The 25,801-nt window shown below is 69.4% G+C and carries 21 protein-coding genes; 12 read left to right on the top strand and 9 right to left on the bottom strand.

Annotated elements, in window-relative coordinates; translation table 11 throughout:
* The first annotated feature begins 48 nt into the window (after positions 1 to 48).
* Both ACOKR1_RS14125 and rsrA read left to right on the top strand, forming a co-directional pair.
* The gene (locus ACOKR1_RS14125) at positions 49 to 747 is read left to right on the top strand and encodes a sigma-70 family RNA polymerase sigma factor (RefSeq protein WP_422933637.1); all 699 of its coding nucleotides are present in this window, start codon (positions 49 to 51) and stop codon (positions 745 to 747) included.
* Positions 747 to 1,013, top strand: coding sequence for a mycothiol system anti-sigma-R factor (gene rsrA, locus ACOKR1_RS14120; protein ID WP_415857235.1), 267 nt, complete (start codon positions 747 to 749; stop codon positions 1,011 to 1,013). Before ACOKR1_RS14125 ends, rsrA begins: the two co-directional genes overlap by 1 nt.
* 106 nt (positions 1,014 to 1,119) lie before the next feature.
* Here the strand turns inward: rsrA and ACOKR1_RS14115 are convergent, their stop codons facing one another.
* The 5 genes from ACOKR1_RS14115 to ACOKR1_RS14095 form a co-directional block, all read right to left on the bottom strand.
* Positions 1,120 to 1,194, bottom strand: coding sequence for a 50S ribosomal protein bL37 (locus ACOKR1_RS14115; protein WP_136609796.1), 75 nt, complete (start codon positions 1,192 to 1,194; stop codon positions 1,120 to 1,122).
* Positions 1,195 to 1,310: 116 nt separating this feature from the next.
* Entirely contained in the window at positions 1,311 to 2,024 is a 714-nt protein-coding gene (locus ACOKR1_RS14110) for a PadR family transcriptional regulator (RefSeq protein WP_422933636.1), read from the bottom strand.
* A complete protein-coding gene (locus tag ACOKR1_RS14105) occupies positions 2,021 to 2,923 on the bottom strand; it encodes a DUF4097 family beta strand repeat-containing protein (protein ID WP_422933635.1) in 903 nt (300 codons plus the stop codon). The genes ACOKR1_RS14110 and ACOKR1_RS14105 overlap by 4 nt, the downstream gene beginning before the upstream one ends.
* A gap of 192 nt (positions 2,924 to 3,115) precedes the next feature.
* A complete protein-coding gene (locus ACOKR1_RS14100) occupies positions 3,116 to 3,715 on the bottom strand; it encodes a GDSL-type esterase/lipase family protein (protein WP_422933634.1) in 600 nt (199 codons plus the stop codon).
* A gap of 224 nt (positions 3,716 to 3,939) precedes the next feature.
* On the bottom strand, positions 3,940 to 7,767 hold the full coding sequence (locus ACOKR1_RS14095; RefSeq protein WP_422933633.1) for a multifunctional oxoglutarate decarboxylase/oxoglutarate dehydrogenase thiamine pyrophosphate-binding subunit/dihydrolipoyllysine-residue succinyltransferase subunit: 3,828 nt from the start codon (positions 7,765 to 7,767) through the stop codon (positions 3,940 to 3,942).
* Positions 7,768 to 8,141: 374 nt separating this feature from the next.
* Between ACOKR1_RS14095 and ACOKR1_RS14090 the strand changes: the two genes are divergently transcribed.
* The 5 genes from ACOKR1_RS14090 to ACOKR1_RS14070 all read left to right on the top strand — a co-directional run bounded on the left by ACOKR1_RS14090 (position 8,142) and on the right by ACOKR1_RS14070 (position 13,452).
* A complete protein-coding gene (locus ACOKR1_RS14090) occupies positions 8,142 to 9,464 on the top strand; it encodes a hemolysin family protein (RefSeq protein WP_422933632.1) in 1,323 nt (440 codons plus the stop codon).
* On the top strand, positions 9,464 to 10,540 hold the full coding sequence (locus ACOKR1_RS14085) for a hemolysin family protein (protein WP_422933631.1): 1,077 nt from the start codon (positions 9,464 to 9,466) through the stop codon (positions 10,538 to 10,540). The genes ACOKR1_RS14090 and ACOKR1_RS14085 overlap by 1 nt, the downstream gene beginning before the upstream one ends.
* A 130-nt stretch (positions 10,541 to 10,670) precedes the next feature.
* A complete protein-coding gene (locus tag ACOKR1_RS14080; RefSeq protein WP_422933630.1) occupies positions 10,671 to 11,633 on the top strand; it encodes a metal ABC transporter solute-binding protein, Zn/Mn family in 963 nt (320 codons plus the stop codon).
* 29 nt (positions 11,634 to 11,662) lie between these two features.
* Entirely contained in the window at positions 11,663 to 12,553 is an 891-nt protein-coding gene (locus ACOKR1_RS14075; RefSeq protein ID WP_422933629.1) for a metal ABC transporter ATP-binding protein, read from the top strand.
* Positions 12,550 to 13,452 carry a metal ABC transporter permease gene (locus ACOKR1_RS14070; protein WP_422933628.1) on the top strand — a complete coding sequence of 301 codons (903 nt, stop codon included), beginning with the start codon at positions 12,550 to 12,552 and terminating at the stop codon, positions 13,450 to 13,452. The genes ACOKR1_RS14075 and ACOKR1_RS14070 overlap by 4 nt, the downstream gene beginning before the upstream one ends.
* Here the strand turns inward: ACOKR1_RS14070 and ACOKR1_RS14065 are convergent.
* Complete coding sequence (locus ACOKR1_RS14065; protein ID WP_415854877.1) at positions 13,439 to 13,900, bottom strand: Lrp/AsnC family transcriptional regulator; 462 nt, start codon at positions 13,898 to 13,900, stop codon at positions 13,439 to 13,441. The two genes, ACOKR1_RS14070 and ACOKR1_RS14065, sit on opposite strands and share 14 nt — an antisense overlap.
* Positions 13,901 to 14,479: 579 nt before the next feature.
* Here ACOKR1_RS14065 and ACOKR1_RS14060 point away from each other — a divergent pair.
* Positions 14,480 to 15,976 carry a hypothetical protein gene (locus tag ACOKR1_RS14060; protein WP_422933627.1) on the top strand — a complete coding sequence of 499 codons (1,497 nt, stop codon included), beginning with the start codon at positions 14,480 to 14,482 and terminating at the stop codon, positions 15,974 to 15,976.
* Positions 15,977 to 16,031: 55 nt separating this feature from the next.
* Here ACOKR1_RS14060 and ACOKR1_RS14055 read toward each other — a convergent pair whose 3' ends face one another.
* On the bottom strand, positions 16,032 to 16,487 hold the full coding sequence (locus ACOKR1_RS14055) for a Fur family transcriptional regulator (RefSeq protein ID WP_422933626.1): 456 nt from the start codon (positions 16,485 to 16,487) through the stop codon (positions 16,032 to 16,034).
* A 122-nt stretch (positions 16,488 to 16,609) separates the two neighbouring features.
* Here ACOKR1_RS14055 and ACOKR1_RS14050 point away from each other — a divergent pair, with 122 nt between their 5' ends.
* On the top strand, positions 16,610 to 17,302 hold the full coding sequence (locus ACOKR1_RS14050) for an MBL fold metallo-hydrolase (RefSeq protein ID WP_422933625.1): 693 nt from the start codon (positions 16,610 to 16,612) through the stop codon (positions 17,300 to 17,302).
* Positions 17,303 to 17,535: 233 nt separating this feature from the next.
* Here the strand turns inward: ACOKR1_RS14050 and ACOKR1_RS14045 are convergent, their stop codons facing one another.
* Entirely contained in the window at positions 17,536 to 18,609 is a 1,074-nt protein-coding gene (locus tag ACOKR1_RS14045) for a PLP-dependent cysteine synthase family protein (RefSeq protein WP_422936653.1), read from the bottom strand.
* A gap of 252 nt (positions 18,610 to 18,861) precedes the next feature.
* Here ACOKR1_RS14045 and ACOKR1_RS14040 point away from each other — a divergent pair, with 252 nt between their 5' ends.
* Genes ACOKR1_RS14040 through ACOKR1_RS14030 form a run of 3 tightly spaced genes read left to right on the top strand, consistent with a single transcriptional unit; the run spans position 18,862 to position 21,469 of the window.
* Positions 18,862 to 19,821 (top strand): sulfurtransferase, encoded by a 960-nt coding sequence (locus ACOKR1_RS14040; RefSeq protein WP_422933624.1) that lies wholly within the window; start codon positions 18,862 to 18,864, stop codon positions 19,819 to 19,821.
* Complete coding sequence (locus ACOKR1_RS14035; RefSeq protein WP_422933623.1) at positions 19,818 to 21,044, top strand: NAD(P)-dependent alcohol dehydrogenase; 1,227 nt, start codon at positions 19,818 to 19,820, stop codon at positions 21,042 to 21,044. The genes ACOKR1_RS14040 and ACOKR1_RS14035 overlap by 4 nt, the downstream gene beginning before the upstream one ends.
* Positions 21,041 to 21,469, top strand: a complete 429-nt coding sequence (locus ACOKR1_RS14030; RefSeq protein WP_422933622.1) for an HIT family protein — start codon at positions 21,041 to 21,043, stop codon at positions 21,467 to 21,469. The genes ACOKR1_RS14035 and ACOKR1_RS14030 overlap by 4 nt, the downstream gene beginning before the upstream one ends.
* A gap of 190 nt (positions 21,470 to 21,659) precedes the next feature.
* Here ACOKR1_RS14030 and hrpA read toward each other — a convergent pair whose 3' ends face one another.
* Positions 21,660 to 25,688 (bottom strand): ATP-dependent RNA helicase HrpA, encoded by a 4,029-nt coding sequence (gene hrpA, locus ACOKR1_RS14025; RefSeq protein WP_422933621.1) that lies wholly within the window; start codon positions 25,686 to 25,688, stop codon positions 21,660 to 21,662.
* Between the last annotated feature and the right edge of the window lie 113 nt (positions 25,689 to 25,801).

Raw genomic sequence — 25,801 nt, 5'->3', positions numbered from 1 at the left:
CTCGTCTTGGACCGCCCGCGTCCCGGCACGCCACTAGACTGGAGCGCAATGAGCACCGTCGATTCCCTTGAGCCTGACGAGTCCGCGGCGGATTCGGCCACCGGTACGGATCTGGCCGCGGAGAGTCCGGAGGCGCGCCGCGAGCGTTTCGAGCGCGACGCCATGCAGTACGTAGACCAGCTGTATTCGGCAGCGATGCGCATGGCCCGCAATCCAGCGGACGCCGAGGACCTCGTCCAAGAGGCTTACGCGAAGGCCTTCGCAGCGTTCCACCAGTACAAGCCGGGCACGAACCTCAAGGCGTGGCTGTACCGGATCCTCACGAACACGTATATCAACCTGTACCGCAAGCGCCAGCGGGAGCCCCAACAGGCCAACACCGACACGGTCGAGGACTGGCAGCTGGCACGCGCCGAGTCGCACTCCTCAACCGGGCTGCGTTCGGCCGAGGTGGAGGCGCTGGACCACCTGCCGGACTCCGACGTCAAGGACGCCCTGCAGGCTATCCCCGAGGAGTTCCGGCTCGCGGTGTACTTCGCCGACGTCGAGGGCTTCGCGTACAAGGAGATCTCGGAGATTATGGGCACGCCGATCGGCACCGTGATGTCGCGGCTCCACCGGGGGAGGAAGCTCCTCCGGGATCGATTGGCAGACTATGCCGCGGAACGCGGCTTCGCGGGCGCGCGGGTGTCCGTGAATTCGGGCGCGGGCGCCGAAGCGGACTCGAGCAAGCAGGAGAAGGAATAATGGGCAACTGTCAGGGCCTCGGCGATTGCGACGAATCGCGGCTTGAGCGTCTTTACGAGTACCTCGACGGTGCGCTGCCCGCGGCCGACGTCGCGGAGATCCGCGGCCACCTCGAATCCTGCGCCGAGTGCCGCGAAGAGCACAACCTCGAGTGCATGATCCGCAGCGCGATGAAGCGCAGCTGCGCCGAGCAGGCCCCAGCGGCGCTCAAGCTCAGCATCCTCGAGAAGATCCACTCGGTTCGGTCAGCGGCTGCTGAGGTCTGAGACCCCGCAGCCTGCCCGAAAACGGGAACGCAAAAGGGCCCGGAGCTCACAGCTCCGGGCCCTTTCCGCACCACGGGAAGGCCGTACGGGCCTCCGGTGAGGCGCCTCAGGCGTTGGGGCGCCGACCGTGGTTCGCGCCGCTCTTCTTGCGGTCACGGCGCTTGCGTGCACGCTTGCTCATAGGGGCCTCCTTGGACTCGACAACGTTTAGGCCCAGAAGGCCGCCTACCATCCTCCCACACCAGCGGCGCGGCGCCCAAACCGACAGGCGCTGGGGCTCGTTTCCCACACCGGGGATCAGCCCCGGAGCGAATTGCGCACCGCGATGCGCGCCTGATCGAGGACCGTCCGGAGCGTCTCGAGAGTGACCTCGGTGACGGCATCGCGGGCCGCGTGCGACCGCAGCTCGACCCGTACGTCGTCACGGAACGACTGGACGAGCATCTCCGCCTCGACGAGCCGGCCCTGGCTCTCTCGGCTGAACCGCCCGGGCGAGGGCTCCGCGAAGGCGCGCGCCTCGGGTCGCTGCTCGCCTGGGCGGGCGGACGACGACGGCGACGCACCCTGCGGGGGAGGCTTCGGCGTCGTCCGGGCTTCTACCCGCACGCTGCGCGCTGCCTGACGCGCGCCCTCGGCGGTCGCCGCGAGATCCGCCCTCAGGCCGCGCATGCTCGCGCGCAGCTCGTCGCGGAGCGAGTCCGCGAGCCGCCGCACGGACGCTGAGATGTCCTGCTCGACGTCGGCCAGCTCGTCGCGCCGCGCGTCGAGCTCGCGCAGGCCGGCCTCCGTGATGCGGTAGATGCTGCGCCGCCCGGCAGACTCGGCCTCGACGAGTCCCTCCTCCTCGAGCTTCGCGAGGCGCGGGTAGACCGTGCCCGGGCTCGGGGAGTACGTCCCGCCGAACCGGTCGCTCAGCGCCTTGATGAGCTCGTAGCCGTGGCGAGGCCCGTCCTCGAGGAGCGCGAGGAGGTACAGGCGCAGCGCGCCGTGGGCGAAGACCGGGGGCGTCACTCTGCCGCCCGCTCTCCACCGGCTGTGGGATCGTCGGCCGAATCGCCCGCGGAGTAGCCGGCCTCCGCCGAGTAGCCGGCCTCGGCCGAGCTCGCGGCCTGGCCCGCGTGGACCACCGAGACGTTGCCCGAGACGGTGTTCGAGCGCAGGACCATGAGCTTGAGGTCCGGGCCGAGGATCGTCTCGAGGCGGCCCTTGAACGAGGAGAAACGTGAATCGTCGACCACGACACGGCCGGACACGGTCGTCGCCGTGAGGTCGACGCCGATGTCGCGGGGGAGCCGAATCGTGATGTCCCCGCTCACGGTGCTCGCGCCGAGGGACTCGCAGTAGCCCTCCGTGTCGAACACGAGGTCCCCCGAGACCGACTTGGCCCGGATGTCCTTGAGCAGCCCCGAAGCGGTGATCTCGCCCGAGACGGTCTTGGCCGTCAGGATGCCTTCGTGGCTCCGCGCGATGAGGTCGCCGCTCACCGTGTTGAGGTGGAGCTCGCCGCGGGTCCCGTCGCCCAGGACCGAGCCCGAGACGGTGTTGAGCCGCGTCACGGGGCCCGTGCCGGAGACGAGGCCGTCCCCGCTCACGGTCCCGATCTCCACGGGCACGCCCGCGGGGACGGCGATTGAGACGACCGTGTAGTTCTCGCTTGAGCCCGACACGGTGCCCATGAGGTTCTTGAACCAGCCTTCGAGCCCCTGGAGCTGGTGGCGGACCTCGAGGCGGCCGTTGTCGAGGCTCACCGCCACGGGGTCGCCTCGCACCTCGCTGACCTCGATGACGGCGTCCGGGCGGTCGTGGACGATCACGTCGAGACGGCCGCCGACGATTCCGGCGCGCAGCGACGTGACGCCGTCGACCGTGATGGTCTGCGGCTCGGTGACGTTCCAATTCTCCGTGGACATGGCCCCTCCTGGCGGAATCCCCCTCCCGCGGCCTCGTGGCGGCGGGCTCGCGATATAACGCGATCTGACAAACACGATATATCGCGTTCTAGGATGGCGCAAGACCCCGAAGGCGTCCGGAGCTGTGGCCGCTGAGCTACGGCCGCCGAGCTACGGCCGCCGAGCTACGGCCGCCGAGCTACGGCCGCCGAGCTACGACTGCGGAAGTCGCAGCCACGGGAACCAGCCCCGGTGCAGCACGAGCCACGCGATGAGCCCATACCCGGCCTGGCCCGGGACGCCCGCGTTGGCGGCCAGGTCTCCGCGCCACTGCTCATGGTTGAGCAGCGGGGAGAACGTGTCGACGTAGTAGTGCTTGCGTCGCGTCGTGACGTCCGCGAATGCCGTGTTGAGCTCGCCGAGGCGGCGGTTCTGCGAGGGGTCGAGCGTGGGCGGCGGCCCGACGACAAACACTTCGGCGCTGTTCTGCGCGGCGCTGTCGAGGATGTTGGCGACGTTGAGGCGGCTCCGGGCAGGGGTCAGGCCGAACTCGATGTCCCGGCCCGAGAGGCCGATGACGAGGCGGTTCTCATAGCCCTCGCCGAAGCGGCGCTGGGCCTCCTCGAGCCAGCGGGTCGAGAGCGTCTCGGTGCCCTCCTGCGGCGCCGCGAGCACATAGCTCTCGAGGGTCAGCTCTTCCCGCGGGGTCCGGGCCAGGACCCGTCCGAGCCAGCCGAGCGCGCGGGGATCCCCGTTCCCAGCCAGCAGCTCGTCGCCGATCGCCGCGAGGCGAACCTTCCTCTCGTGCGCCATGCGCTCCTCCAACCAGCTGGCCGCCTCCGCCGTGCGTGCACAGCGCTTTGGCTCCCGAGTCTAGCGAATGAGCAGGCCCGAGCCCGGGAGGGCGGGCCGTGCGACACAAGTGGCGGTGTGGGCCTCCAACCTCGGCGCCCACGGCGAACGACGGCGGCCCGCACCTTCCGCGGGGAAGGTGCGGCCCCCCGTCGACCGTGTGAACCGGCTCAGCGCCCGGGAGGCTAGAGCTGGAAGCACTCCGCGAGGAGCGTCGACTCCTCAGCCGAGTGGCGCTTCATCGAACCGGCCGAGGTCGCGGCCGACGCCGGGCGGGAAACGATGCCCAGCGGGCGGTCGAGCTCAGGGGCGAGGTTGAGCGCCATGAAGGGCCACGCGCCCTGGTTGGCGGGCTCGTCCTGTGCCCACACGACCTCGGCGTTCGGGTACTTCGCGAGCTCGGCGGCGATCTCCGCCGTCGGGAGCGGGTAGAGCTGCTCGACGCGGACGAGGGCCGTCGCGGTGTCCTTGGCCTTCGTGCGCTGCGCGAGCAGGTCGTAGTACAGGCGGCCCGAGACGAGCAGGACGCGCTGGACGCCCTGCGGGTCGAGGTTCTCCTGCTCGGGGATGACCGGACGGAACGCGCCGTTCGTGAACTCCTCGACCGGCGACGCGGCGGCCTTGAGGCGCAGGAGCTGCTTCGGCGTGAAGACGATGAGCGGCTTCCGCGGCCGGCTGTAGGCCTGGCGGCGCAGGAGGTGGAAGTGCGAAGCGGGCGTGCTCGGGTGGGCGACCACCATGTTGTCCTCGGCGCACAGCTGGAGGAAGCGCTCGATGCGCGCGGACGAGTGGTCCGGGCCCTGGCCCTCGTAGCCGTGGGGGAGGAGCATGACGACCGAGGACCGCTGGCCCCACTTCTGCTCAGCGGAGGAGATGAACTCGTCGATGATCGTCTGGGCGCCGTTGACGAAGTCGCCGAACTGGGCCTCCCACAGGACGAGCGTGTCGGGGCGCTCGACCGAGTAGCCGTACTCGAAGCCGAGGGCGGCGTATTCGGAGAGCGACGAGTCGTAGATCGCGAGCTTCGCCTGGTCGGGCGCAATGTTCGCGAGCGGGGTCCACTCGGCACCTGTGGTCCGGTCGTGGAAGACCGCGTGGCGCTGCACAAACGTGCCACGCCGCGAATCCTGGCCCGCGAGACGGACGGGAACGCCCTCGCTGACGAGCGAGCCGAACGCGGCGAGCTCGCCGAAGCCCCAGTCGATGCCGCCCTCGCGAGCCATCTGCTCGCGGCGCTCGAGGAGCTGCTTGAGCTTCGGGTGCACCGTGAAGCCGTCGGGGATCTCGAGGTGCACCTGGCCCATGCGGGCGAAGGCCTCGGGGGTCACCGCCGTGGACTCGGGGTGCTGCTCGCCCGAGGAGTCCTCCTGCTGCTGCGAGATGGGACGCTCGAGGTCGGAGACCGCCTTGAGATCGCTCGTGACGATCGGGATCGGGGAGGTCTGCGCGGCGTGAGTCTCGGCGAAGACGCGCTCGAGGCGCTCTTGGTAGTCGCGGAGGAGCTGCTCGGCCTCGTCCTGGGTGATGTCGCCACGTCCGATGAGGCTCTCGGTGTAGAGCTTGCGGACGGAGCGCTTCGCCTCGATGAGGTTGTACATGAGCGGCTGCGTCATCGACGGGTCATCGCCCTCGTTGTGCCCACGGCGGCGGTAGCACACAAGGTCGATCACGACGTCCTTGTGGAACCGCTGCCGGAAGCGGTACGCGAGCTGCGCGACGCGGACGACGGCCTCGGGGTCGTCGCCGTTGACGTGGAAGATCGGGGCCTGAACCATCTTCGCGACGTCCGTCGAGTACACCGAGGAGCGCGACGCGGACGGCGAGGTGGTGAAGCCGACCTGGTTGTTCACGATGATGTGGATCGTGCCGCCCGTGCGGTAGCCCCGCAGCTGCGAGAGGTTGAGCGTCTCGGCGACGACGCCCTGGCCCGCGAACGCCGCGTCGCCGTGGACGAGGATCGGGAGCACGGGGAACGCCTCGCCCGAGTCGAGCCGGTCCTGCTTGGCGCGCACGATGCCCTCGAGGACCGGGTCGACGGCCTCGAGGTGGGACGGGTTCGCGGCGAGGTAGACCTTGGTCTGCTTGCCATTCTCCGCCGTGAACGTGCCCTCGGTGCCGAGGTGGTACTTGACATCGCCGGAGCCCTGGACGCTGCGCGGGTCCTGGGTGCCCTCGAACTCGCGGAACACCTGGGCGTAGGTCTTGCCCGCGATGTTGGTGAGCACGTTGAGGCGACCACGGTGGGCCATGCCGATGCCGACCTCGTCGAGGCCGTCCTCGGCCGCGCCCGAGAGGACCGCGTCGAGCATCGGGATGAGCGACTCGCCGCCCTCGAGCGAGAAGCGCTTCTGGCCCACGAACTTGGTCTGGAGGAACGTCTCGAACGCCTCGGCGGCGTTGAGCCGGGAGACGATGCGGAGCTGCTCCTCGCGGCTCGGCTTCCTGTACGGGTGCTCCATCTCGTCCTGGAACCACTTGCGCTCGGCTGGCTCCTGGAGGTGCATGTACTCCGTGCCGGTCGTGCGGCAGTAGGCGTCGCGGAGCACGCCGAGGATGTCGCGGAACTTGGCCTTGGGCCGGCCGCCGAAGCCGCCCGTGGGCCACTCGCGGTCGAGGTCCCAGAGCGTGAGGCCGTACGTGAGGACGTCGAGGTCGGGGTGGCGGCGCTGGACGTACTCGAGCGGGTTCGTGTCCGCCATGAGGTGGCCGCGCACGCGGTAGGCGTGGATGAGCTGCTGGATCCGGGCCACCTTGTTGATGGTGTCCTCGGGGTTGACCTGCAGGTCCGGGCTCCACCGCACGGGCTCGTACGGGATGCGCAGGGACTCGAAGATCTCGTCGTAGAAGCCCTGCTCGCCGAGGAGGAGCTGGTGGACGATCCGGAGGAACTCGCCCGAGCCCGCGCCCTGGATGACGCGGTGATCGTAGGTCGAAGTCAGCGTGATGATCTTGCCGACCGCCTGGAGCGCAAGGATCTTCTCCGACGAGCCCTGGAACTCGGCCGGGTACTCAAGCGCGCCGACGCCGATGATCGCTGCCTGGCCCTTCGAGAGGCGCGGGACCGAGTGGACCGTGCCGATGCCGCCGGGGTTCGTGAGCGAGACCGTCGTGCCGGCGTAGTCGTCCGCCGTGAGCTTGCCCCCACGCGCGCGCTTGATGAGGTCCTCGTACGTGTGCCAGAACTCCGAGAAGTTCATGGTCTCGGCCTTCTTGACGTTCGGCACGACGAGGAGGCGCGTGCCGTCCTTCCCCGGAAGGTCGATGGCGATGCCGAAGTTGACGTGCGAGTGCTGGACCGCGACGGGCTTGCCGTCGATCTCGTCGTAGCTGACGTTCATGGACGGCATGAGCTTGAGTGCGCGGATCACGGCGAAGCCGATGAGGTGCGTGAACGAGACCTTGCCGCCGCGGACGCGGGTGAGGTGGTTGTTGATGACGATCCGGTTGTCCATGAGGAGCTTCGCGGGCACCGCGCGCACCGTTGTCGCGGTCGGAACCTCGAGGCTCGAGATCATGTTGGACGCGATCGCCTTCGCGGGGCCGCGGAGGGTCGTGACGACGTCGTCCTCGACGGTCTCGTCCTTGGCCTTCTTGGGCAGCTGGGCGGGGATCGGGCCGGTGGCGGAGGGCTTGGCACCGTCGCGGACGACGGCGGCGGCCCCCTTCTTGGGGGCGGGCGTGGCCGCGGGGGCCGGGGCGGCGGAGGGCGCGGGTGCCGGAGCAGGTGCCGTGCGTGCGGGGGCCGCGGGAGCGGCGGCGGCCGGGGCCTTCGGAGCGGGTGCCGTGGCGGGGGCTGCCGAGGGCCGCGCAATGGTCTCCACGAACTGCGCCTTCGCGGAGCCGTTGACCACGGCGGCGCTGCCCGCAGCATCGGACTCGAAGGATTCGAACAGCGGCCACCACTTCGAGTCGACCGAGTTCTTGTTCTGCTGATACTGCTCGTAGAGCTCATCGACGAGCCACTCATTGCCGCCGAATTCTTCAGGCAAGCGGTGGGTTGGCAGTTCTGGCACTGGAAATACGCCTCTTCCATCGATCTATTTGGCCCGCAGGGAGGTCATTGCAGGCCAACCACCGGACCAGGGCCCGGCAGGCGGTTCGATGTCGGGACAGGAGCCGCCTGCCACCGTGAACGCTGGGGTCCAACCGTTGCGCTCACACTCTGGTCCAGTCTAGTGATTGTGCTGGGCAAACGGGCAATCCGTGGCCAGTGTCACACCGCGGTGTCCGCCGCATGACGGTGCAGCGCGGCTGATAAGCTGAAAGGGCTATGGACGATGACCCACACCGATCCAGTTTCGTTAGTTCTTCCCTAATTTCTACACTCCGTCGAAATGAGCGGCGCATTCGCCAGCTCCCGCCGTGTGTCATGGCGGTGCACTTCTAAATGGAGTGGTTACTTCTCGCGGCGGGGATCCTGCTCGTGTTCGGCACGGGGTTCTTCGTCGCGGTGGAATTCTCCCTCGTCGCCTTGGACCGCGCGACGGTCCAGCGCAGCATCGAGCGCGGGGAGAAGGGCGCCAAGTCGCTCATGCAGTGCCTCACCTCGCTCTCGACCCAACTCTCGAGCTGCCAGCTCGGCATCACACTGACCACGCTCCTCACGGGGTTCGTCATCGAGCCGTCGGTCGGAAAGCTCCTCGAGACGCCGCTCTCGGCGCTCGGGCTGCCCGGCGCGCACGCGGTGTCGCTCGTCGTCGCGATGGCGATCGCGACGCTCGGCTCGATGCTTCTCGGTGAGCTGGTCCCCAAGAATCTGGCGATCGCCCGCGCGCTCTCGGTGGGGCGCGCCGTCGCCCGTCCCCAGCTCGTCTTCACGGCGCTGTTCAAGCCGGCGATCGTGGTGCTCAACGGCTTCGCCAATACGGTCCTTCATCGCATGGGGATCGAGGCCCAGGAGGAGATCTCGGGGGCCCGCTCTCCGGCCGAGCTCGCCTCGCTCGTGCGCCGCTCGGCCGAACTCGGGACGCTCGACGAGGGCACGGCTCGTTTCGTCTCGCGGACGCTGAGCTTCGCCGAACGCACGGCGGCTGACGTCATGACGCCCCGCATGCGGGTCACGACAGTCGAGGCGACGGAGTCGGTCAATGCCGTCATCGCCGCGGCGCGCGCCACGGGCCACTCGCGCTTCCCCGTGATCGGCGACTCGCCGGACGACGTTCGGGGGCTCGTGCACGTCAAGAAGGCCGTCGCGGTTCCGGCCAAGAAGCGTGCCAAGGTCGAGGCGGGCGCCATCATGACCGACGTGCTCCGCGTCCCGGAGACGATCCACCTCGACGTGCTCATCTCGCAGCTGCGCGACGGCAACCTCCAGCTCGCGATCGTACTTGACGAGTACGGGGGCACGGCGGGCGTCGTGACGCTCGAGGACCTTGTCGAAGAGATCGTCGGCGAGGTCGCGGACGAACATGACCGCCTCGTCCCCGGCGTTCTCCAGAGCGCGTCAGGGGACTGGTACTTCCCGGGACTCATGCGACCCGACGAGGTGTCCGAGCACGTCCCGGGCCTCGTGGTCGAGGACAACCCCGCATACGAGACCGTGGGCGGCTACGTCATGACCGTTCTGGGCCGCGTTCCCGTCCAGGGCGACACGATCGGCGTCGACGGTGGGGCGCTCGAGGTGACCCGGATGGACGGCCGGCGCGTGGACCGCCTCCGGTTCGCGCCCGCCCGGCCGGCCACCGAGCCCGCGGAAGGGGCTGACGCGTGATGGGCGATTGGGGAGGCATCGTCTGGCTTGTCGTCCTGCTGCTCGGCAACGCGTTCTTCGTGGGCGCCGAGTTCGCGATCATGTCGGCGCGCCGCAGCCAGATCGAGCCGCTTGCGGATGCGGGGTCGGGCCGCGCGGCAACGACGCTCCGGGCCATGGAGCACGTCTCGCTCATGCTCGCGTGCGCTCAGCTCGGCATCACCGTGTGCTCGCTCCTGCTGCTCCAGGTCGCCGAGCCCGCCATTCACGATCTGATTGGCGTGCCGCTCGCGGCGCTCCACCTGCCGGTGGAGATCGCGGACACGATTGCCTTTGTCGTCGCCCTCGCCCTCGTGACGTTCCTGCACGTGACATTCGGCGAGATGGTGCCCAAGAACATCTCCGTCTCCGTGGCGGACCGCGCCGCGATCATCCTCGCGCCCGCGCTCGTGGCTGTCTCGAAGGTGGTCCGGCCCATCATCCTCGCGCTCAACTGGGCCGCGAACGGCGTGCTGCGCCTCCTCCGGGTCGAGCCCAAGGACGAGGTGTCGTCGTCGTTCACGCTCGAGGAGGTCCAGTCGATCGTCGAGCTCTCAACACGCTCGGGCCTTGTCGACGACGAGTCCGGCCTCCTCTCGGGCGCGCTCGAGTTCTCCGACCAGACCGTCGAGTCAATCATGGTTCCCCTCGGCGAGCTCGTGGCGCTCCCGACGACCGCGACTCCGGCCGCGTTCGAGAAGGCCGTCGCGAAGACGGGATTCTCGCGTTTCCCGATGGTGGACGAGGACGGCGACCTTGCGGGCTATCTGCACATCAAGGACGTCCTGGCGATCCCCGATGCCGCGCGCGAGCTCCCGATCGGGGAGGCGCGGGTGCGCTCGCTCGCGAACATCGCGGTCAACGCAACGGTCGAGGACGCGCTCACCGACATGCAGAAGAGTGGCCTGCACGTGGCCCGCGTCATGGGGCCGGAGAGCGGAACGCGCGGCGTGCTGTTCCTCGAGGATGTCATCGAACAGCTCGTGGGCGAGATCCGCGACGCGACGCAGGCGCAGGCGCGCCGCGTACGGAGGCTCGGGGAGGGCGCGGAGGCCTGAGCCGGGACCGGCGAACCCTAAATGGGAATTATTCCCAAGAAGGGTTACAGTGGACGTGTTGTGAATGTGATGCATTCGCATTAGTGCCTTCGGGCCGTCCCCCGCCGTTCGACGTGAACTGAGGATCCTCGTGCTCTCTTCCGCCCGCTCCGCCTCCCGGAGGCTCGTCCTCGCCAGCTCCCTCGTGGCCGGCGCGCTCGCGCTCAGCGCGTGCGGCGCGCCGTCCGCCGCGAGCCCGAATTCGAGTTCTGCAGCCTCGTCCGCGCCGATCGCGGTAGTGACCTCGACGAACGTGTACGGCGATATCGTCAAGCAGATCGGCGGAGACAAGGTCTCCGTGACCTCGCTCATCTCCAAGTCCAGCCAGGATCCGCACTCGTACGAGGCGACGAGCCAGGACCGCGTGGCCGTGTCCAAGGCAAAGCTCGTGGTCCTCAACGGCGCGGGCTACGACGACTTCATGACGAAGCTCGCGAACGAGGCCAAGCTTGCGGGCGACGGGATCCTCAACGCGGTCGACGCCTCGGGCCTCCGCTCGGGCTCGAGCGCTTCGCCGACCCCCGAGTTCAACGAGCACATCTGGTACAGCCAAGCCGCCATGAAGAAGGTCGCGGACACGATCGCCGATCGCCTCGGGAAGCTCGACGCCGCGGACGCTCAGAGCTTCAAGGATCGAGCGACGCAGTGGGAGGGCAAGCTCGCGGGCGTCACGTCCAAGCTCGATGCGATCAAGTCCGCGCACCACGGCGAGGGCGTCGCGATCACCGAGCCCGTGCCGCTCTACCTGCTCGAGGCCGCCGGGCTCGAGAACGAGACGCCCGAGGAGTTCAGTGCCGCGTCTGAGGCCGGCAACGACGTCCCGCCCGCCGCGCTCAAGGGCCTGCAGGACCTCCTCAGGGGACATGATGTGAAGCTTCTCGCGTTCAACCCCCAGACGGAGACCCAGCAGATCGTGGCGCTCAAGAAGTTCGCCGAGGACGCGAAGCTCCCCGTCGTGGACTTCTACGAGACCATGCCCGACGGCACCGACTACGTGGCGTGGATGACCGCGAACGCCGACGCCCTCGCGAAGGCGCTCGGAGGCGCGAGCTGAGCGGTTCAGCTCGCCTAGACTGGTCAACCATGACAGACGACGGCGGGGCCACGCGCCCGGGTGCCGCGCACAGTGGCAGCGAACTCGCCGCGCCCGCCGTCGCACTCAGGGGGGCCTCGCTCGCGTTCGGACCCCGCACCCTCTGGGACGGCCTCGACCTGGACATTCGCGCGGGAGAGTTCTTTGCGGTGCTCGGCCCTAACGGGAGCGGCAAGACGAGCTTTCTCAAGGTCCTCCTCGGATTGCTCCCGCTCACTTCTGGGCGCGCCGAGATCGCGGGACACGAGGCCGGAGCGGCGGGCCGAGACGTCGGGTACATCCCGCAGCAGAAGAGCTTCGCGGCGGACGTCCCGCTCCGGGCCCGCGACCTCGTGGGCCTCGGCGTGGACGGCCACCGGTGGGGGGTGCGGCTCTCGCACCGAGCGGCGGACGCCGAGATCGATAGCCTCCTCGCAAGAGTCGGGGCCTCCGACTATGCGAAGGTGCCGGTGGGCCAACTCTCGGGCGGGGAGCTGCAGCGCCTCCGCGTGGCGCAGGCGATCGCAGGGAACCCGGCCGTGCTGCTGTGCGACGAGCCGCTCCTCGCGCTCGACCTCAACCACCAGCAGGCCGTGAGTGCGCTCATCGATCGCCAGCGCGCGGAGACGGGCGCCGCCGTCGTTTTCGTGACCCACGAGATCAACCCGATCCTCGACTACGTGGACCGCATTCTCTACCTCGCCGAGGGGCAGTTCCGCATGGGCACGCCAGCGGAGGTCATGCGGACGGACGTGCTCTCCGAGCTGTATGGGAGCCGTGTCGAGGTCTCCAAGATCAACGGCAGGATCGTCGTCGTCGGCCTTCCGGACGCCACAACACACCTCCACCATGTGCGCTCGGCTTCGGAGCTCGATGAGGAAACCGAGGAGGCGGACGCGTGAGCCCGGCCGACATCTGGAACTCGATCTTCTCCTTCGACAACTACGGGGAGATCCTCGCGCTCGTGCAGAATTCCGTGTGGGCGGGCGCCGTCCTGGGCCTCCTCGGAGGCCTCGTGGGCACGTTCGTGGTCCGCCGCGATCTGGCGTTCGCGGTGCATGGAATCTCGGAGCTCTCGTTCGCGGGTGCGTCTTTCGCGCTGCTGGTCGGGGCGGACGTCGTGACGGGATCGCTCGTCGGTTCGATCGCGGCGGCGCTGACTATCGGTTTCATGGGCGGGCGCGCCCGAAGCAAGAACTCGATCATCGGGGTGCTCATGCCGTTCGGCCTGGGCCTCGGGATCCTGTTCCTCTCCCTCTACCAGGGGCGCTCCGCCAACAAGTTCGGGCTCCTCACGGGGCAGATCGTGGCCGTCGACACCGTCCAGCTCCAAGTCCTCGCAAGCGCCGCCATCGCCGTGATCGCCCTGCTCGTGATCGTGTGGCGGCCGCTCGGCTTCGCGAGCGTCGACCCCGAGATGGCTCAGGCGCGCGGCGTCCCCGTACGGTTCCTCGGGATCCTGTTCATGGCCCTGCTTGGGGTGAGCGTGGCCCTCTCCATCCAAGTGGTCGGCGCGCTGCTCGTGCTGGCGCTGCTCATCACCCCCGCCGCGGCCGCCCAGAAGGTCACGGCCTCGCCTGTGCTCGCGGTCGCGCTGAGCGTCACGTTCGCCGTGGTCGCGACGGTCGGCGGGATCATGCTCTCGCTCGGCGGGCGGATCCCGATCAGCCCGTATGTCACGACCCTCTCCTTCCTCATCTACGCCGTGTGCGCGGCTCTCGCTGGCGCGCGTCGGAGGTGGGGGAGCTACGGCCGCGTTGTCTCGCCCGCCGCGCGCGAGAGGGCGCTCACCCGCTCGTGAGAAGCGCCGTCGTCCGGTAAGGGATGACCGTGCGGAGGATCATTCGCGTCGAGGTCCGCGTGATCCCGGGGCACAGGCGGATCTCCTCCGAGACGTGGTAAAGGTCGTCGGGGCTCGTCGCGACCACGCGGATCAGCAGGTCCGTGTCGCCGGCCGGGGCGAGGCACTCGAGCACCTCGGGGATCTCGCGCAGCGCCGCGATGGCCTCGTTGAGCCGACTCTGGTCGAGTTCGGCGGCAACCTCGGCCGAGACTCCGCGGCCGAGCGCCATCGCGTCCACCCGGTTGCTGTGCGGTCGCAGGGCTCCGCTCGCCGTCATCCGCTCGAGCCGCGACTGCACGGTGCCTCGCGCGAGCCCGAGTCGCTGGGCGAGGACCATGACAGGCATGCGCGGATCTTCATCGAGGGCGAGGAGGATCCGGCGGTCGGTCTCATCGAGCTGCTGCAATCTGATCACTTCTCTCGAGGTTCGTGGCGGAAGACTGGTCAGATCGACCAGTCTAGATTGAGACTGTTGCGCGATGTGCGAGCAGATTGCTGAAATGTTGGCAGTCCACCCGACGGTCCACCGGCCCGACGGCGGAGGCTACGGCCCCAAGGCACACCACCCAAGGGGTCCGGACACCGGGCAGCCACCGGCCCCGCCTTCTTGTTCACACGTTCTTGTTCACGCGTTCTTGTTCATTCACACGTTCTTGTTCACACTTCGTGGCGGCCCTGCCGCACGGACCACGGCCCCTGTCTTCACCGCGTAGCGCGATGGGATCAGGGGCCTTTGTCGTGTCTGCGGGAGCGGCGCCCCGGTGCCAGAACACGGAAAAACCGAGCGCGGCGCACGCATGACGCCCCAAATTGCCACTGAGAGGTCCAATTCCCCACTGAGGGATTGGTCCTTTGACGCCGATTTCCCCCCAGAAGCAGCCTGGACGGCGTCTCGGTGCACAAATCAGCCCATAGCGTGAATGCGGTGCGGCCCGAGGCTGCGCCGTTTTCGGAAATTTCGCACTCGAAAGGCATACCTGGGGACATGGAACAGCAGGACAAATCAGTTCACCGGCGCACCGTTCTGCATGGTGCTTGGTCGGCGCCCGTCATCGTCGCCGTTGCCGCGGCCCCCCTCGCAGCTGCGTCCGGATGGGGCTCGATCTCGTTCGATCAGCCGAGCTACACGACCAATGCGGGCGGGGTCTATGCGACGATCTCGGGCAAGGTCACCCGCGCTACGGGGACCTTCCCGAGCGTCGTCACCCTCCTCCTTCCCTCCGGATTCCAGGGACCCACCACGGCGACCGTCGATCCGGTGACCGGTGCCTTTACTGTCGGCACCATCCAAGCGCCTTCGACCGTGGGGCCCTCGGCGGTGCTCACCGCCTCCGCCGTGAATTTCACGTCCGGCGTGACGACGCTTTCGCTCACCTTGGTCCCCGTTCCCCTGTCGGGGAACGCGCTCGTGTGGGGCTACGGGACGATGAATGGAACCGGGGTTTCACAGACCCCGTACAACCGTCCGTATGCGGCAAATCCGCAGAAGGTCATCGACCAGGGCTGGAGCGTTTATCGGGACGTCGCCCAGGTCGGGGACGAACACACCTACATGATCTCGGCGGACGGCCTCTCCTACGTGTCGTTCGCGGGTGCCGCGGTGACCAAGACCAATCGCACGATCGCCCTCAACGCGGGGGAAACCATGACCTCGCTCGCGGGCGGACCGCAGGTCATCGCGATCCTCACGTCGCAGGGCCGGGTCTTCACCTCGCATTACGTCACGACCGATCTGACGGCTGCCCAGGTACGGAACCCTCCGGGCGTGACCTTCGTGCAGATCGCGCACTTCTGGAACGATTTCGCGGGTGCCGTCGGCCTGTCCTCAGACGGCAAGGTCTACATCCTGAAGTCCGTCGACGCGGGGCCTGCTCCGACGACCGTCAAGCTCCAGGACGGAAGCGAGCTCACGGGAGTCGTGGAAATTGCCGGGGGATACAGCCCGCAGATCACGGCCCGCAAGGCGGACGGAACGGTATGGTCCGTCAACTCACTCACGGGAACCTCCACGCTCAACGCTGCCTACGCCCAGCAGGTGTGGGCCGGGTCGCAGGGCACGCCGCTCACCGCCAAGAGCCTCGCCGTCCACACGAGCCCGTACACGGATTCCGGCTACGTGACGGCGGCCGTTGGCAACGATGGGCTCATCTGGGTGTGGGGCAACCGAGTGACCTACACGGTGGCGGGCAGCGCGGTCACCGATCGCTTCGCCCGCTCCGTCAACGTGATCGGCGCACTGGGCCTCTCGGGCGTGACGGTCAAGAACGTCTCGGTCTCGGCGCCGGTGTTCGCGACCCTCTCCGACGGGCGCGTCGTGAGCTTCGGAAACCCGGGTGATGAGGGCGAACGCGGCCAGGGCCCGGCCAACCAGTTCCTCTTCACCACCAACCCCGGCTTCGTCGTCGACGTGAACGGGACTCCCATCACGGGAATCGACCGTGTGTGCACGACTCGCGGCGGCGGTTGGGCGATCAAGCCCTGATTGCTGCGCTGGCGTGGGGCGGGACTTCTAGTCCCGTCCCACGCCAGTTTGTGGCTCAGTCCTCGCGCTCGGCGGCGACCGCGGCGGAGCACTCGGGGCACAGCCCGAAGATCTCGACGGTGTGCTCAACCTCCGTGTAGCCGTTCTCGGCCGCGATCCGGCTCGCCCACGCCTCGACGGCCGGGGCCTCGATCTCGACGGCCTTGCCGCAGCGGCGGCACACAAGGTGATGGTGATGGCCGTGGGCCTCGCAGCGCCGGTAGCGCGCCTCGCCGTCGTCCGCTCGAAGCACATCGAGCAGCCCGTCTTCTGCCATCGCCTGCACGATGCGGTACGTCGTGGCGAGGGAGACGGAGGCGCCGCGCTCCTGAAGGATCCGGTGCAGCTCTTGGGTGGAGACGAAGTCCGCGAGGTCATCGAGCGCCTCGCTCACGGCGACCTTCTGCTTCGTGACGCGCTGCTCGCGACCGCCGGCCTCGCGGTTGCGGCCCGTCGCCGTCGTCCCGGTCACTGCATCCTCCAACCCGGGCGGCACCGCGCCGCCCGATTCACTCCCGATCTGCGGTGCTCCGTGTGGGAAACGCGGCACGTCCGCAGATATTCCAGCCTAGCAAGCCTGCCTACACTGGCCGCATGAGGCTCACCAAGTACACCCATGCGTGCGTGCGGCTCGAGAAGCCCCTGCGCGGCCCTTCGGGAGCGGCCGACGGCGGCTCGCACCACGTGCTCGTCATCGACCCCGGGAACCTCTCCGAGGTCGAGGAGGCCCTCGAGGGAGCCGAGGCGTTCCTGGTCACGCACGAGCACGCCGACCACGTGGACATCCAGAGGGCTGCGGCGGCCCTCGAGAGCAATCCGCGCCTTGAGGCGTGGGCCCCCGAAGGAGTGGCGGTCCAGCTTCGCGTGGCCGCGCCGTCGGCCGCGTCGCGGGTCCATCGCGCGGAGCCGAACACCGAGTTCGAGGCGGCTGGATTCCGCATCCAGACTTTTGGGAGCCAGCACGCCCTCATCCACCCGCTTGTCCCCGTGGTCGCGAACGTCGGCTACCTGGTGGACGGCGAGGTGTTCCACCCCGGAGACTCGTTCACGGTCCCGCACGGGCTCGAGGTCGGAACGCTGCTCGTCCCGATCCACGCGCCGTGGAACAAGATCGGCGAAGTGGTGGACTTCATCATCGCCGTCCGGGCACGCCGCGCCTTCCCCATCCACAACGCGCTGCTCAACTCGCTCGGGACGGGGCTGGTCGAGGGCCACGCGAAGCGGATCGGGCAGACCTACGGCACCGAGTACACGCACCTCGAGCCGGGGGAGTCCGTCGAGCTCTGAGGCTGTTGGGACGGGACCCCGCAATCCGAGGGACGGGACCCCGCAATCCGAGGGACGGGACCCCGCAATCCGAGGGACGGGACCCCGCAATCCGAGGGACGGGACCCCGCAATCCGAGGGACGGGACCCCGCAATCCGAGGGACGGGACCCCGCAATCCGAGGGACGGGACCCCGCAACGTTGCGGGGTCCTTGGCGGGGCTTTGAGGGGTCTTGGGCCAGGCGCTGCGCCCGCTACGCCCGCTGCGCCCGCTCCGGCCATCTGCCGGTCGCGAAGAACTCCTCGAGGATGCCCGCGTACGGAGCGGGGTCGAGGCCGTTCTCGGCCAGCCACGCGTCGTTGCCGTACGAGTTCGCGTAGCGCGTGCCCCCGTCGCACATGAGCGTGACGACGCTCCCACGCTCGCCGGCCGCGACCATCTCGGCGATGAGTTGCCACACGCCCCAGAGGTTCGTTCCCGTCGAGGGGCCGGCGTCGAAACCAAAGCGGCGCCTGAAGTCGCGCATGGCTGCGACGGACGCGCCGTCGGGAACGGGCACCATCCGGTCCACGATCGCGGGATTGAAACTCGGCTCGAGCCGTGGGCGGCCGATGCCCTCGATGCGGGACGCCCCGCCGTCGGCCGCTTGGCCCGTCTCCCAACTCGGGTAGAAAGCAGACCTCTCGGGATCCACGACCGCAAGGCGCGTCGCGAAGCGGCGGTAGCGAACGTAGCGGCCGATGGTCGTGCTCGTGCCGCCGGTCCCCGCGCCGACCACGATCCAGCGCGGAACGGGATGCCGCTCGACCTCGAGCTGCGCGAAGATCGTCTCGGCGATGTTGTTGTTGCCCCGCCAATCGGTGGCTCGTTCGGCGTACGTGAACTGGTCGAGGTAGTGGCCGCCGCACTCCTTGGCGAGGCGCGCGGCCTCTCCGTACACCTCGCCCGCTGCGTCCACGAAGTGGCAGCGGCCGCCGTACTGCTCGATGAGGGCGATCTTCTCCCGGCTCGTCCCGCGCGTCATGACGGCGATGAACGGCACGCCGATGAGCCGGGCGAAATACGCCTCGGACACCGCCGTGCTGCCGCTCGACGCCTCGACGACCGCCGTGCCTTCGCGGATCCACCCATTGACCAGGCCGAACAGGAAGAGTGAGCGCGCGAGCCGATGCTTGAGGCTCCCGGTGCGATGCGTGGACTCGTCCTTGAGATACAGATCGACGCCCCACGCGGCCGGAAGCGGTACGGCGTGCAGATGCGTGTCGGCGCTGCGCCGCGCGTCGGCCTCGAGGCGGCGGATCGCCTCGTCCGCCCAGGCGCGCGCAATGCCGCGGGGATCGCGAAGCGGCGGCAGGGACGGGGTTGCGGCGGCGCTATCCGCGTGCGGGTGAGTTTCCACCCGGACAGCGTACGACGGCGGCCCGACAGGCCGGGCGCGTCGCATCCCGGCGCGGACTAGGGTGGAAGGCGGGCGCTCACCGGGTGAGGGCGGCGTTTCAGTGAGTGGGGCGGGCGCCTCACCGAATGGGGAAGGCGCTTCACGATGGAGTGGGGCCAGCGCTTTCGAGACGGGAGTGGGATGAGCACGACACATCAGGTTCTGATTTCCGCAGAGGAGCTGAGGCTGCGGCTCGACGGCAGCACGAAGACGGTCATCCTCGACGTCCGCTGGGCGCTCGGCGGGCCAAACGGCCGCGAGGCGTACGCCGAGGGCCATGTGCCGGGGGCGGTCTTCGCCGACCTCGAGCACGAGCTCGCCGTGCCGGTGGCGCCGGGGAGCCCCGAGGAGGCGGCCGGGGGCCGCCACCCGCTCCCTTCGCCCGGGCAGTTCCAGGCGACCGCGCGCCACTGGGGCATCGACGACGGCGACTCCGTGGTGGTCTACGACGACTCCTTCGGGCAGGCCGCGGCGAGGGCGTGGTGGATGCTCCGCGACGCCGGGCTCGACGATGTCCGGATCCTCGACGGCGGGCTCGCAGCCTGGCGGCGGCAAGGGCTTCCGCTTGAGGGCGGTGTGACAGCGCCCGCGCCCGGTGGCGCTCACCTCGGCTCGGGCGCGCTCGCGACGATCGACGCCGACGAGGCCGCCGGGTTCGCAGGCCTGCTGCTCGACGCACGGGCGGGCGAGCGCTACCGCGGCGAGGTCGAGCCGGTCGATCCTCGAGCTGGCCACATCCCGGGCGCGGTGAGCGCGCCGACGTCGGGCAATCTCGCCGAGGACGGGACGTTCCTGCCGGCCGAAGAGCTCCGCCGGCGCTTCGCCGAACTTGGCGCGGAGCCCGGGCGCGCCGTCGCGGTCTACTGCGGTTCAGGCGTGACCGCAGCGCACGATGTCGCCGCCCTCGCGATCGCCGGGATCGAGGCCGCGCTCTATCCGGGCTCGTTCTCACAGTGGTCTCGCGACCCGGCGCGGCCGGTCGCGATGGGCGCTCAGCCGTCCGGGGAAAGCGCGTCGGGCGAGGGCGCGTTCGGTGAAGGCCCGTCCAGTGCAGCAACGTCTGGGACGGGTCAGCCCGATGGGATAGCGTCGGCGATATGAGTCCTGGACGCCCCGTCATGCCCGGAGCGGACAAGGTGCGGCGCACGCTGACCGTCGAAGCCAGCGAGCCGCCGTCGTCTGCTCCCACCCACGAAACCGCCAGCCCTGCCGAAACCGTCAGCCCGGCCCGGGGAGTGGACGTTGCCGCGTATGGCGCGACGTCCGCGACGAGCGGGCTCGTGCCGCTGACCATCCACCGCCGCGAGCCCAAGCCGGACGACGTCGAGATCGACATCGAGTTCTGCGGCCTGTGCCACTCCGACGTGCACGCGACGCGCGGGGAGTGGGGCGAGCGGCCTTGGCCGCTCGTGCCGGGCCACGAGATCGTGGGCCGGGTACGCCGCGTCGGCGAGGACGTGCAGGGCTTCGCCGTGGGGGACCGGGTGGGCATTGGCTGCATGGTCGATTCCTGCCGCGAATGCGAGAACTGCCTCGACGGCGTCGAGCAGTACTGCGAGCGGGGCAACGTCGGCACGTACGGGGTCGCGGACCCCCGCAACGGCGGTGAGTTAACTCAGGGCGGCTACTCACAGCGCATCGTCGTCACCGAGAAGTTCGTGCTCCGCATCCCCGAGGCCCTCGATCCGGCCGGCGCCGCGCCGCTCCTGTGCGCGGGGATCACCACGTACTCGCCGCTGCGGTACTTCGGCGTGGAGCCGGGGGAACGGGTCGGCGTCGTGGGCCTCGGCGGGCTCGGGCACATGGCCGTCAAGCTCGCCAAGGCTATGGGCGCCGACGTCACGGTGTTCACTCGCACGGAGTCGAAGGCGGACGCCGCGCGTGAACTCGGGGCCGATTCCGTCGTCGTGACGAGCCGCCCAGAGCAGCTCGAGGCCGCGCGCCACACTCTCGACCTCGTGATCGATACCGTTGCGGCGCCGCACGACGTCAATGACTACCTGCGGACGCTGCGGCTCGACGGTGCGCTGTTCCAGCTGAGCCTCCCCTCGGGGGCCATGGCGGCCGTCGACCCGGGGCTCCTGATCCGCCGGCGGCTCACGTACGCGGGCTCGCTCATCGGCGGGATCGCCGAGACCCAGGAGATGCTCGACTTCTGCGCCGAGCACAGCGTGGTCTCGGACATCGAGCTCGTGACCGCGGACGGCCTCAACGAGGCGTACGACCGCATGGTCGCGGGAGACGTCAAATACCGGTTCGTCCTCGACACCGCGACGCTCGCGGAGGGGACCAGCTCGGCGCGGGCCGGGGAGGGGCAGGCATGAGCACGATATTCACGAAGATCATCGAGGGCGAGATCCCGGGCCGTTTCGTCTGGAAGGACCCGGACGTCGTCGGGTTCCTGAGCATCGGCCCGCTCGCTGACGGTCACACGCTCGTGGTGCCGCGCGAGGAGGTGGACCGCTGGACCGACGCGCGCCCCGACACCCTCACGAAGGTCATGGATGTGGCCCAGAAGATCGGGCAGGCCCAGGTCGAGGCGTTCGGCGTCGAGCGCGCGGGCGTCATCATCGCAGGCTTCGAGGTCCACCACCTGCACGTGCACGTATGGCCAGCGAGCTCGGAGGCCGAGTTCAACTTCAAACGAGCCCAGCACAACCCGGACCCCGCCACGATGGACGCCTCGGCGGCGAAGATCAGGCAGGCACTCCGCGACGCCGGGCACGGGGAGTTCGTGCCCGCGGGCTGACGGTCACCCGGCCGCCAGGGCCGCGTATGCTGCACAAAACCGCATCTCCGGGTGGAATTCCCCACGCAGATGCGGTCGAGGGCAGCGAATGCGACCCCTCAGCCGCATCTCCGTGTGTAATCCTCCACGGAGATGCGGCCAAAGGCAGCAGATGGTCGGCCGGTTGGGTGGCCGGTGCGGATTCTCGGCCTCAGGCCGGGGCGAGCGCCTCGTTGAGTGCCTGGCGCACGCGCTTCTCCGAGACCTTCCCCGACGTGCCGAGCTCGACCGCGAACAGGCTCACGCGGAGTTCCTCGATCATCCAGCGGACGGCCTCGAGCTTCGCGGCGTTCCGGCCGGTCGGCGCGAGGGCCGCGGAGGCGTCGTCGTAGTCGTCCTCGAGCGTCTGGACGCTCGCCATCGCGACCGCGTCGCGCTGTACGTTGGCGGGCATCTTCTCGAGGCGCCGCTCGATCCCCCGAAGGTAGCGGGGGAGATGCGCGAGCTGGGCGTAGCCTGTGCGTGCTACAAAGCCGGGGTAGACGAGCTGCTCGAGCTGGGCCTTGACGTCGTTGAGCCCGCTCACGAGCGCTAGGCTCGTGGTGCCCTTGAGCTGCTTGCCGATGCGCAGCGACGCCGCGAGCACCTGCTCGACGATGGCGGTCACCGAGAACACCGTGTCGATGAGCTCGGCGCGGACGTTGTCGTAGAGCGCGTCGAACGCGGTCCGGTCCCATGGCAGCTGGGCGGGGACGAGCTTGTCGATGGCCGCGAGGACACAGTCCGCGATGAGCTCGGGGACGCTCCCGTGCGGGTTCTGGCTGAACGTGAGCTTCTCGCGGTTGTTGAGGTGCTCGAGTACGTAGCGGTCCGGCGGCGGGATGCGCAGCGCGAGCAGCCGGATGACCCCGGCGCGGTGGGCGCGCAGCTGGTCGTCCTCGCTCTGGAACACGCGGAGACCGACCGTCCCGCGCGCGCCCTGCTGCCCCTTCGCGCCCCGGCCCTCGTCGACGAGTGCCGGGTAGCCCGTCACCGTATGACCGGCGACGACGGTGCTCGCGGTCCGCGGGATGGTCCCCACGGTCCACTCCGCCACTCCTGTGCGTTCGGCCAGCCCCGAGCGCTCGGTCAGCCGCGCGCTGGAGGTAGGGGCCGCCGCCGTGCCTTGGGCCGACGACGGCGGCTGTCCGCCGGAGCGGGCGGCCGACGGCGCGCGGTCGCCTAGCCGGGGCGAGGGCGCCGCGGTCTTGGGCGTCGCGCCGAGGGACTCGGCGATCGCATGCCGCGTCGCGGGGGCGAGCTGTTCCTGGAGCGCTGCGAGGTCCTTGCCGGAGCCGAGGACCTTCCCGCGCGAATCGACCACGCTGAACGAGACCTTGAGATGCTCCGGCACGGCGTCCCAACTCCACGATCCGGGAGGCACAATCTGGCCCTTGAGCCGCCGGAGCACGAGTTCGAGCGACGGCTCGAGGTCGTCCCGCTCGGGGTCGAAGTCCGTGCCGAGCGCCGCGACCGCCTGCCGCGCGACGTCCGGCGCAGGCACGAAGTTCTTCCGGATCTGCTTGGGCAGCGACTTGATGAGCGCGGCGACGAGGTCCGTGCGCTGGCCCGGGATCTGCCAGCGGAACGGCTCGGGGTCGAGCTGATTGAGGAACAGCACCGGCACCTCGGCCGTCACGCCGTCGGTCGGGTCCGGCGTGCCGCCGGGCGCCACGGGGTGGAACTCGTAGCTGAGCGGGAGCTCGAACGAGCCCTGACGCCACACGGTCGGGTACGCGGCGTCGTCGAGCCCGCCGGCCTTCTCGCTCAGGAGGAGGGCCCGGTCGAAGTCGAGCAGCTGGCCGTCCGCCTGGCGGGCCTTCTTCCACCACGCGTCGAAATGCCGTTCCGAGACGACCGTGGCCGGGACCCGCGCGTCGTAGAAGTCGAAGAGCGCCTCGTCATCCACCCGCAGGCCGCGTTGCCGCGTGCGGGCCTCGAGCTCGTCGACCTCCTCGAGGAGCGCGCGATTGCGTCGGAAGAAGGTGTGCTGCGTCCGCCAGTCGCCCTCGACGAGCGCGTGCCGGATGAACAGCTCACGCGCGAGCACCGGATCGACCCGGCCGAAGTTGATTCGCCGCTGCGGGACCACCGGAACGCCGTAGAGCGTGACCTTCTCATACGCCATCACGGCGCCCATCCGCTTGGACCAGTGCGGCTCCGAGTACGTGCGCTTGACGAGGTGCGGGGCCACGAGCTCGGCCCACTCGGGATCGATCTTCGCGGCCGTCCTGGCCCAGAGCCGGCTCGTCTCGACGAGCTCGGCCGCCATGACGTACGTGGGGCTCTTCCTGAACAGGGCCGAGCCCGGGAAGATCGCGAAGCGCGTCCCGCGGGCGCCCGCGTACTCGCGCTTGCGCTCGTCGAGGAGGCCGATGTGACTCAGGAGGCCCGCGAGCAGGGACTGGTGCACGGCGTCGTGCTTGCCCACGGGGTCCGTGTCGCGACCCTGCCCGAGGGTGATGCCCAGCGGACGGGCGAGCTGCCGGAGCTGCTGGAAGAGCTCCTGCCACTCGCGCACGCGGAGGTAGTTGATGAACTCGGCCTTGCAGAGCCGGCGGAATGCCGAGGAGGAGAGCTCGCGCTGCTGCTCCTGCAGGTAGTTCCACAGGTTGAGGTAGGCCGAGAAGTCCGAATTCTCGTCCCTGAAGCGCGCGTGCTTCTCGTCGGCCTGCTGCCGCTTCTCCGTGGGCCGCTCGCGCGGGTCTTGGATGGTGAGCGCGGCGGCGAGGACCATGACCTCGCGGGCGCAGTCGCGCCGCGCCGCCTCGACGATCATGCGGCCAAGGCGCGGATCGACCGGGAGCTGGGCGAGCTGATGGCCGACGGCGGTGAGCGCACCTCTTTGCCCCTTGGCATCCTGGCCATCGGCCAAGGCGCCGAGCTCGCGGAGGAGGGTCACGCCGTCGTTGATCGCGCGGCTCTCCGGGGGCTCGACGAACGGGAAGGCCTCGACGTCCTTGGGCCCGCGCGCGATGCCCATCGCCGTCATCTGCAGGATCACTGCCGCGAGATTCGTGCGGAGGATCTCGGGGTCCGTGAACTCGGGGCGGGAGAGGTAATCCTCCTCCGAGTAGAGGCGGATGCAGATGCCGTCGGAGACGCGGCCGCAGCGGCCGGCGCGCTGGTTCGCTGACGCCTGGGAGACGCGCTCGATCGGGAGCCGTTGGACCTTCGTCCGGTGGGAGTAGCGCGAGATGCGGGCCGTGCCCGTGTCGATGACGTACTTGATGCCCGGCACTGTGAGCGAGGTCTCGGCGACGTTCGTCGCGAGGACGATCCGCCGTCGTCCGCCCGGCGTGAAGACGCGGTGCTGCTCCGCGAGGGAGAGGCGCGCGAACAGCGGGAGGATCTCCGCGTTGGCGAGCACCCGGTTCCGCTGGATGCGTGCGGCGAGCGCGTCCGCGGCGTCGCGGATCTCGCGCTCTCCGGAGAAGAAGATGAGGATGTCGCCGGGGTCTTCGCGCGAGAGCTCGTCGACGGCGTCGCACACCGCGTCGAGGGGGTCGCGGTCGTCCTCGAGGGCGTCGTCGGAGCGGGCGACGGCGGATTCGTCGTCGTCGCTGTCGCTCCCCTCAGCGCTCAAGGGGCGGTAGCGGATCTCGACAGGGAACGTGCGGCCCGACACCTCGAGGACCGGCGCGGGCTCGGCAGTGCCGTCCGGGAGCTCGCGCGCGAAATGCCGCGCGAAGCGATCTGGGTCGATCGTGGCCGACGTGATGATGACCTTGAGGTCCGGGCGCTGCGGGAGGACCCGCTTGAGGTATCCGAGGATGAAGTCGATGTTGAGACTGCGCTCGTGGGCCTCGTCGATGATGATCGTTGAATAGCGCCGCAGCAGGCGGTCGCGCTGGATCTCGGCCAGCAGGATGCCGTCGGTCATGAGCTTGACCCGGGTCTGCGGGCCGACCTCGCCCGTGAACCGGACCTGGAAGCCGATCTCCTGGCCGAGCTCGACGCCGAGTTCCTCCGCGATGCGCTCGGCGACCGTGCGCGCGGCGAGGCGCCGCGGCTGGGTGTGCCCAATGAGCCCCTTGTCCCCGAGGCCGAGTTCGAGGCACATCTTGGGGATCTGCGTGGTTTTCCCCGAGCCGGTCTCGCCCGCGATGATCGTCACCTGGTTCGCGGCGATGGCTTCCATGAGCTCTTCGCGCCGCTCGGAGACGGGGAGAGCGCTGGGATACGTGATCGTGAGGGACATGGCTGATCCAGTCTAGTGGGGCCACAGGACGTGGTGGCCGCCGTCATCGGGAGGCGGTAGAAGCGGACGCCGACGGCTGCGGACACTTCCTGTCCGCAGGACGCCCTAGCCTC

It is taken from the genome of Sinomonas sp. P47F7 (genome assembly GCF_049332655.1).
GTDB lineage: Bacteria > Actinomycetota > Actinomycetes > Actinomycetales > Micrococcaceae > Sinomonas.
Note: the sequence above shows the minus strand (reverse complement) of the source record. Positions and strands in the feature narration are given on the sequence as shown.